General features: G+C 65.9%; 11 protein-coding genes. 3 read left to right on the top strand and 8 right to left on the bottom strand.

Features of this window, described 5'->3' with window-relative positions; translation table 11 throughout:
- On the bottom strand, positions 1-811 hold an 811-nt coding region (locus tag E4P82_RS20720), incomplete at its 3' end, for a hypothetical protein (RefSeq protein WP_169250655.1).
- A gap of 68 nt (positions 812-879) precedes the next feature.
- Here E4P82_RS20720 and E4P82_RS20715 point away from each other — a divergent pair.
- Entirely contained in the window at positions 880-1,434 is a 555-nt protein-coding gene (locus E4P82_RS20715; RefSeq protein WP_169250654.1) for a hypothetical protein, read from the top strand.
- Between the two features lie 18 nt (positions 1,435-1,452).
- On the top strand, positions 1,453-3,768 hold the full coding sequence (locus E4P82_RS20710; protein ID WP_169250653.1) for a DotA/TraY family protein: 2,316 nt from the start codon (positions 1,453-1,455) through the stop codon (positions 3,766-3,768).
- A 3-nt stretch (positions 3,769-3,771) separates the two neighbouring features.
- Here the strand turns inward: E4P82_RS20710 and E4P82_RS20705 are convergent, their stop codons facing one another.
- Complete coding sequence (locus E4P82_RS20705) at positions 3,772-4,038, bottom strand: hypothetical protein (RefSeq protein WP_169250652.1); 267 nt, start codon at positions 4,036-4,038, stop codon at positions 3,772-3,774.
- Positions 4,039-4,120: 82 nt separating this feature from the next.
- Here E4P82_RS20705 and E4P82_RS20700 point away from each other — a divergent pair, with 82 nt between their 5' ends.
- Positions 4,121-4,543, top strand: coding sequence for a hypothetical protein (locus E4P82_RS20700; protein WP_169250651.1), 423 nt, complete (start codon positions 4,121-4,123; stop codon positions 4,541-4,543).
- Here the strand turns inward: E4P82_RS20700 and E4P82_RS20695 are convergent.
- The 6 genes from E4P82_RS20695 to E4P82_RS20670 all read right to left on the bottom strand — a co-directional run bounded on the left by E4P82_RS20695 (position 4,540) and on the right by E4P82_RS20670 (position 8,135).
- A complete protein-coding gene (locus tag E4P82_RS20695; RefSeq protein ID WP_246327728.1) occupies positions 4,540-4,935 on the bottom strand; it encodes a type II toxin-antitoxin system VapC family toxin in 396 nt (131 codons plus the stop codon). The two genes, E4P82_RS20700 and E4P82_RS20695, sit on opposite strands and share 4 nt — an antisense overlap.
- A complete protein-coding gene (locus E4P82_RS20690) occupies positions 4,932-5,201 on the bottom strand; it encodes a ribbon-helix-helix protein, CopG family (RefSeq protein ID WP_169250650.1) in 270 nt (89 codons plus the stop codon). The genes E4P82_RS20695 and E4P82_RS20690 overlap by 4 nt, the downstream gene beginning before the upstream one ends.
- Before the next feature lie 64 nt (positions 5,202-5,265).
- Positions 5,266-6,057, bottom strand: coding sequence for an ATP-binding protein (locus E4P82_RS20685; RefSeq protein ID WP_169250649.1), 792 nt, complete (start codon positions 6,055-6,057; stop codon positions 5,266-5,268).
- Positions 6,057-7,340: a hypothetical protein gene (locus E4P82_RS20680; RefSeq protein WP_169250648.1), complete on the bottom strand. Its 1,284-nt coding sequence runs from the start codon at positions 7,338-7,340 to the stop codon at positions 6,057-6,059. Before E4P82_RS20680 ends, E4P82_RS20685 begins: the two co-directional genes overlap by 1 nt.
- Positions 7,337-7,735: a hypothetical protein gene (locus E4P82_RS20675; RefSeq protein WP_169250647.1), complete on the bottom strand. Its 399-nt coding sequence runs from the start codon at positions 7,733-7,735 to the stop codon at positions 7,337-7,339. The genes E4P82_RS20680 and E4P82_RS20675 overlap by 4 nt, the downstream gene beginning before the upstream one ends.
- Positions 7,722-8,135: a hypothetical protein gene (locus E4P82_RS20670; RefSeq protein WP_169250646.1), complete on the bottom strand. Its 414-nt coding sequence runs from the start codon at positions 8,133-8,135 to the stop codon at positions 7,722-7,724. Before E4P82_RS20670 ends, E4P82_RS20675 begins: the two co-directional genes overlap by 14 nt.
- Between the last annotated feature and the right edge of the window lie 43 nt (positions 8,136-8,178).

Below are 8,178 nucleotides of genomic sequence, written 5' to 3'. Positions count from 1 at the left end.
CTCTGGCCAGATTTGGAGCAGCCAACCTTTCAGCGCCGCCGCCGGCATCCGGCCAGGCCAGGGCGTGATTCAGGCTGTAGCGGGCCGCCGCCAGCCGCCCCTCGTACAATTTGCGGCGGATCCAGTAGGTCTGGCCCTGCGGGGTTTCCCGCAGGGCCTGGGGCAGATCGTCGAGAGGATAGGGATCGACCGCGTTGTCGATGAACCGCCGGGCATCGGTGATCCGCTCGTCGTCGAAGGAGAGCACTTCCGGCAAAAAGGTGCCGGGTTGGGTGGCCTCGGCGTGATCGCCCAAGCCCGATCCGGACAGCAGGGTTTCGGTCTGAAACGGGGCGTCGGGTCGCGAGCTGGCTTGCGTGCAGCCGTGCGAGCCGACATCTTCCGCGTTGCAGTAGGATGCCACCTGGGCCTTGACCATCGCGGCGCTGGCCGCCGCGCCGGTCCGTTCCACGCGCCGGAGGTGGTTGAACGCCCGGTGATAGGACTCGGCGCGATCCCGCGCCGGCCCGGCCGCCGCCCCGGCGGTCGCCGTCTCGCAGCCTCGCGCCGGCAGGCGGTGGCTGATATCCGCTTGCGCCCGCAAGGAATCCTTTTCCACTTGGGCGATGGACTGCCGCACGGTCTTGAGCCCCGACGCGATTTCTTCCTTTAATTGTTTGAACTGCGACATCATTTCAAATTTGTGTTCGCGGATGGCCGCGACCACGCACGCGTCGCAGAGGGCGTGAACCGCCGGCGAGGCGAGACCGAGCGCGAGACTCGCCATCAGCATCCCCATTCGCACGGGATATCTATGAAACCGATGGTGCATGGTGCTTCCTCCTCTGACTTCATATAAAATAATATAACACAATATTATGAATGCCATGGGAGCGCCGCATGCCCACGACCTTCCCCCCGACCCGGCACGCGGTTCCCGCCGCCCCGCCACCGGCCTCCGTCCCGTCTCGCCGCGCGGCGTTGCGCCGTGGGGTGGGGCGCTATGTCCGCGCTCGATGGGGCGATCTGTGGGGCCGATCCCACGCCCCGCCGCGGGACTGGAAGCGGCTGAGGTTGGGGATGGAGGCGGTGATCGGGATGGCGCCGCGCGCGGATTCGAATCCCCCGTCGCCCCTGGGGGACGCGGCGATGGCTCGCCCCTGGGGGTCCGCCGCGCGATGCCGCCAGGAGTACCAAGCCCATGCCGTCCCGGCGCGGGTCTTTCTCGCCGGCGCGATCGGTAGTGGGTTGATGGCGGGGGATCACCTTGTTCATGGGTACTTTTCCAGCGTGCTCACCAGTCTGGGCCTGGCGTTCGTGCTGGCCGGTGTCGCGCTGGGGCCGGCCTACCGCTGCTGGCGCCTTCGCACCCGCGCTCCCGGTCCCGCCCGCGCGTTCCTGCGGCATCCCGCCGCGTGGTGGCCCGGTCCGCCGCCACCCGATGAGCCACCGTAACCATCAAGCAGGTGCCTTATGAATCGCTTCCTGAACTTCCTGAATCGTTTCCTGAATCGTTTCCTGAATCGCTGCTCCACGGCATCGATGGGGCGCCGCAAGGGGCGGCTGCTCGGCTGCGTGGCGCTCGGTCTGCCCTATCTCGCGCTGGCCCAGGATCAACCGTTCGCGCCGGAGCAACTGCGACCGGCCGAGACGGACATCAGCGTCCGGCTGCTGAACGGCCTGCTCGGTAGCGCCATCGACAAGATCCGCTTGGCCGATGCGCTGACGGGTGCCGACAACGGCCCATTCGGCGACTTGTTCCAGTTGCTCAACGGCTTTCTGTTGCTGGTGCTGGGCCTCTTGCTGTTCGTCAAGGCCGTCCTGGCGGTGCTGGACACCGCGCACGAGGGGGAGGCCCTCGGCGCGGAGCGCTCGACGGTGTGGACGCCGTTGCGGATCGTCTCTGCCGTGGTTCTGCTGGTGCCGATGGTCAACGGCATGGCCCTGGCGCAGGTATTGGTGCTGTGGATCACCCTCGGCGGCGTGGGTCTGGCCAATGTGGTGTGGGATCAGGCGGTCGATCAGTTTTCCAAGGCCGCGCTCTACACCGAACCGCCGCCGGCCCAGGCCCGTCAACTGGCCGTGGCGATGCTGGCGTCCAACGTGTGCGAGCTGATCGTGAACGACCTCCCCGCGCGGGGACCGACGCGGTACCGGGTCACCTTCCAGGCCGAAACCACCTCGGTGGGAACGGTCACCGAACGCGCCGCACGCTGGTCGAGCGACGATTTGGGCGAGGCGGTCTGCGGGGGCTTCGCGGTGCGGGAGCCGGCCGAGGGGATCGACTTTCGCCAAAGCGTGGCCGGGATCGATTGGTTGGATCGCTTTACTTTGTGGATACAAGAACTGATCGGCTACGGCCAGGCCACGCGGGACGCCTTTGGCCAGGAGCTGCTGGCCGCCCATGAGATCGCCGCGCTGGCGATGCGCAAGGAACTGCAACCCTTGGCGAAGGCCATCTTCGACAGCCAGGCCGACCTGGGCGAGTGCGTGACCGTCGCCACCGGCCCGCTCGCCGGCGGGCGCTGCCTCAGTCTGTTGGACGTCGCCGCCGAACACTACGCCACGCGGCTGAAAAGCCTGATCAAGGGCGTGATCGACCTCACCGGCCAGCGGGCGTTTACCGAGTTCACCGCGAAGGCCAAGGCCGAGGGCTGGATGACCGCCGGGAGTTGGTTCTACCGGTTCATGGCGTTGACCGATTACATGAACAAGCTGGCGCTCAACGTCCCCCAGCCGTATCCGATCCGGGTGTGGGAGAAGTTGCCCAAGGAGGACGTGGAAACCTATGCCCACTTGTTCAAGCGGCTGGAGGCGGTGGTGCTGGAGGCCGAAACCGAGACCGGCGCGGGGGTGCTCCGTTCCAGCGGCGATCCCGAAAACAGCGTGCTCGACGATGTCTCACACCATCTGTTGCGGTCCACCCTGGAGTGGATCCTCCAGACCCTGGTCGGAAAAACCCATCCGCTGTTCGCCATCGCCTGGCTGGGTCATGCCCTGCTGGCGACGATCCTCGGCGCGCTCGCGGCCGCCGGCGCCATCGGCGCGGCCAAGTACATCGCGACCAAATCCGGCGCGGGCCGCGTGGCGAGCGCCCTGGGGGGTTTGGCCGACACCCTGACCGGCGGTGGTCAAACCGGTGGCGGTTTCACCATGTTGAGCCTGGTCCTGGGGATGATGTTGCTGGCCCTGCTGGGTTTTGCCCTCATGGCGGCGATTTATATCCCCCTGGTGCCTTTCATCATCTGGACGATCACGGGTTTGAAATGGCTCATTCGTGTGTTCGAGGCCCTGATCGCCGCGCCGGTGTGGGCGCTGTGGTTCATCAAGAATGGCCGTGGACTCACCGGCGAGGCCATGCCCGGCTGGATCGCCCTGTTCTCGCTGCTGCTGATGCCGTCGTTGATGGTGATCGGCCTGCTGGCGGCCACCGTGATCAGCTACGCCCTGCTCAGCGTCATGACCGGCACCTTCCTGACCGTCGCGGTCAATGCGATGAGCGGCAACGTGACCGGCCCCATTATCCTGGCCGGCCTGTTGATCGTCTTCTTTGGGTGGGCGACCGATCTCACCCTGCGGTCGTTCTCGCTCATCCACCGGCTGCCGGACGCCGCCTTGCGCTGGGTGGGCGGTCACGCGGAGGAGGGGGTGGAAACCATGCCCTTGCAACACAGTATCGATGCGGCCAACCGCACGGGGGTGAGAACCGCCTTGGAAGCCAGCAAGGAGATCCAGTCTCAAAAACCCCTGGCTAAGGTGAAGCCGATGGATGATGGAACTAAACCATAACAATCAGGGGATCATGCTTTGTAGAGTTGGGAAATAGGCTGCTTGATAGATCGCGGTACGGGTGTCGTAATTGCCAAGGATGGCTTGAATCGTCTGCCAATCGTTGGCGTTATACGCGGCGACCAGCGCGTCGATGATCGCCTTGCGACCCTGATTCGCCGCTGCTTGCTTGGCCAGGGTTTGTTGCAATTCCCGCGTGTCAACCGCCGCGCCCAGGGCGGCGTTCAGCCGACGGTCGAGAATCAAATGGTCGAGGGCGTCCAGTGGCATCGCGATTACTCCTCCAAGAGAGAGTTGAATGATTCAGATCACACCGTTTCCAGATTGTCAAGGCTTTTAGGAAAGATCACCCATGTTCGACCCCAGCGCCCTAGCGGCCCACCGCGCCACCGTCGAGGTCGCCCTGGCCGCCGAGAGCCGCGACGCCGCGCGGATCGCCGACCTGCTGAAAACCGCCACGCCCTGGTCGGACTGGCCGGAGCGGTTCCGGCAGGTGTTGCGGGCGGCCATCACCGAGGAAGGCCACGGCATGGAAGCCCAGAAAGCCCGCTGGCTGCGCGGTCAACGGTTTCGGGACGTCGATCCGGGCTGGCCACCGGTCTGGCCCTCCACCTTGCCGGCCGCCGACCGCCGCCGGGTCGAACGGTTGCGGATGGACCTGTTGGGCCGGACGCCGCTCGGTGGTGGGTGGCGGTTGCTGGCCGACCGCCGGATGGCCTCCCCCGAATCGCCCACGCATCACCGCGATCGCGCCGAAACAAGTCGGAATGCCTAACCGTCCGCCAACACGTTGCGAAACCGCTGGCCGCCCGCCAGCCGGTACACCCCGAAATCGCGTTCGTCCAGCGTCAGTATCTCCAATACCCCGATCTGGTCGGCCAGCCAGACCAGGGAAGCGTCCGCCAAATCCATGGGCAAATCGTGGTACTTCTCGATCCGCGCGGCGAGGTCGGAGACGGCGGCGGTCGGCAGCTCGTGCAACTCCACGCTTGCCTCCACCCAGCGGAGGAAGCGGGGCACGATGTAGCCGGGAATCAGATGACACACCTCGGTCAGCACCGGCCACGTCGTCAGTAACCGACCTCGAAATCCGGCCAAAAAACGCGCCGACGCGGGCGTGATCCCGGTCGCCGCGATCCAACCACGCCACCAGGGGGCCGGTATCAATCAGCAGCCTGGACACGACGGTGTTTCGCCGCCAACCTGGCGCGCAGATGCCGGGCGTGGTTCCGGCCGAGATCGCCCACGCCGCTGTCGAAACAGCCGATCAAGTCCAGCGCGGCGGCGCTTTGGGCGGGCGCGGGTTCCTCGCGCTCGGCGAAAGCCGCGATGGCGGCCTTGATGGCCTCGGTTTGCGATTGCCCGGTCCGGGCACGGATTTGGCGCAGCCGCGCATCGGTGGCCTCGTCCAGTCGAATGGAGACGGTACGCATCGATGATCTCCAGCGTGTATTACAGCAAATAATACACGCAAGGCGACGGCTTCACCAGAACCCCTCAAGCCACCGCCTTCAACCCCCGTTCGCTGGACCAGGTGAAAGGTACCACCACCCCGCCGTTCTCCCGCAGCCGATCCAGGAGGCGGATGTCCAGATAGTCCGGCAGCGCGTCCACCGCGAGGTTGCCGATCAGCACGGTCGGTTTCAGTTCCTCGTAACGACCGTTCAGCACGTCAAACAGCAGCAACCGTTCGGCGTCGCTCCCGAACTGCATCCCGACCTCGTCCAGGATCAGCAGGTCAAGGTGGATCAGGCGGTGGATCATTGCGCTTTCGCGTTCCTCGCGATGACCCCACGTCTCGCGGATTTCCCGCAGCAGGGGCCGGACGCCACTGAAACGGACCTCATGGCCTTCATCCAGCAAGGTCTTGGCCAGGGCCACCGCAAGGTGGGTTTTCCCCGTGCCCGGTCGCCCGCACAACAACAGGCAGGTCCCGCGCTCGGCGAAGGTGGCGAACTGCTGGGCGTAGCGGCGGACGGTCGCCAGCGCTTTGCGCTGCTCCGCCGACCGCGTTCGGTAACTGTCGAAATCCCGCTCCCAAAACCGCAGCGGCAAGCCGGCCTCGCGATAGCGTCGCGCCCGGGCGCGGCGGCGCTCCTCGGCGGCGCGGGCCTCGGCGTCCCGGTGCGCCGCCTCGGCTTGTTCAGCGGCGCAGCGTGGGCAGGTGGTCTTGATTTCCTGATTCAAAAACCGGCGGAGCTCGCCCGGATAATCGCCGTGGGTTGGACAATGCAGGACGCAGGGTTCGACGGTGGGATGCAACAGGTCGGTGAGCCGTTTCGCGTCCATCAGGCGGCCTCCAGTTCGGTGGCGAACCCGGCGGTTTGCCGGTATGCGGCCGGATCGGTGGACGGGGTCGGCCAGGGCCGCCGGGCGCCATGGCGCAGGCTGCCGTCCCGGTCGGATCGGGCCGCCGGCTGGTAGTGCTTATCGGGAAACACGCAACCTTGCCAGCCGTTGACGATGGCCGTTTCCAGAAGTTCGACCGGATCGTGGCCGAAGCTTTTCGCTTTCGCCAGTTGGGCGAACAGAAGGGTTGAGCCATCGGCGGAGAGCGGTTTCTTGAGCGCGCGCCGGTGCGCCCGCCAGCGTTCCCATAACTCCGCCGGCAACCAGTCGGGCGCGGTGGGCATCGTGGGTGGGGCTGCGGTGCGGCGAGCCGGTTTCCGGGGGGCTGCCGTGACCTCGGAGTGTACCGCTCCAGTGGTGGGTTCGCTGCGGGCTTCCGGCGGATTCGTTTGGGGCGACTCGGACGTGATCGGTGTGGTCGGCATGGTCGGTGCCCTGGGCGGGGTCTCGGGCGCGGAGGCCGTCGTTTCCTCGTGGGGCGGGGTCTCGGGCGCGGTGGCCGTCGTTTCCTCGCGGGGCGGGGTCGCCACCCGAGGGCTCGCTTCGAGGGCCGGTTCCCAATCGGGCGCGGTCAAGACGGTCTCCACGCACGCTGGTTCGCGCGTCTCCGGCTCTTTGAGTTCGATTGGAGAAGGAGAAGGAGAAGGAGTTAACGACGCCTCAACGTTCGTTGAACGACCGTTCAACGGCTGTTCAACGGCCGTTGAACGATGGTTCAACGATTCCCCAACGTCCGTCGAACGACTCTTGAGAGGCCAACCGGCTTTCAGCCGCGCGAACTCATCGGCGCTGACTTCTCGAATCCCTTGTTCGCACAGAGACTTATAGAGGTCCGGGTGGGTCTTGGCCATCCGGGAAAAGCGGGCTTTGTCGCCGCGATTCGTCGCGGCGGCCACCCAGGGGTTGTGCTGTTGCCATTCGTGCAAGCAGTAACCGTGGGCGGTTTGATCGAGCCAACCGAGCGCCACGAGCGTTGCGACGAACGCGCCCGGTTCGCCGGGCCACTGGGCGACGATCTCGATGTCTTCCTCGTCCAGGGGGCGTTGAACGGTCGTGGAACGATCGTTCGCACCACCGAGGTTGCCCTCCGGGCGGTTTTGCGCCGCCCAGGTCCAGAGCGACAGCAGGGAGCGGATCCCCTGAAAACCCAGGCGACGCTCCAGCTTGATGGTCTTCGGGTGGTGGGGAAAGCCGACGGACAGGCGGATGTCTTGCGCGTTCATGCCACTACCCCTCTGGGTTCGGTGCGACGGCCGGGCAGTTCCAAACCCGTCGCCAGACCTTCTAGATAAAAACACCACGGATGATCGCTCACCGGGGCGAGTGCGAGATGGCCACGCAGCGCCTCGCCGTCGGTCGGGTCGAGTTCGTCGAGCCGATAGCGCCAGTGCGCCATGAGCGTAACGGTCACCCATTCGGGTTCCGCCTGAATGTGCAGCCGTTCCAGGACGCGAGCGACTAACCGTGGGGTAGGCCGGTGGCCGGTGGTGAGCGTGGCCTCCGCCACGTTCACGATTTGGTTTCTGATAGAATCCGGGATCGCGTCCAGACGGGGATCGGCCGAGGGATCATCGAAATAGAGCGCGGGCGCCCAGTTCAGCGGTTCAATGGCGCACATGATCCACCTCCCCCGGTCGTTGGCCGGCGTCATGCGCGCCGTTTTGCAACGCGCCGAGGGCGATCCGCGCGCGGTTCAGCCGTGCTTGGGTCGTCCCGACGAGCGTGCCGCATTCGGCTTCCAGCGACGCCATGGCGCGCTGGAGTCGCCACAGTTCGGGGATCAGCAGAAAATCCCCGTTTCTCGGGCCAGGCGGCCGTTCAGGGTCGGCGACGCTCCGCGACGGCGCCAGGAGCCCGCGTAGCTGGCGATGGATCGCCACCAATTCGTCGAGTTGCCGTTGAAGGAGTTCGTCCGCCGCAAGAAATAGCGAGGAGTTGGACGAGAGGGGATGGCCGGTGAATCCGGCGGGAACGGAGAGGGATGCCGACGCAACGCGGCAATCCGGCGTGCTAGCCATGGCTGACCTCCATTGTAGGTCTGGTCTGGTCAGGTTCTGGGGG

The organism is Candidatus Competibacter phosphatis (assembly GCF_012939995.1).
Lineage (GTDB): Bacteria > Pseudomonadota > Gammaproteobacteria > Competibacterales > Competibacteraceae > Competibacter > Competibacter phosphatis.
This window is presented reverse-complemented; position numbering and strand designations above follow the sequence as displayed.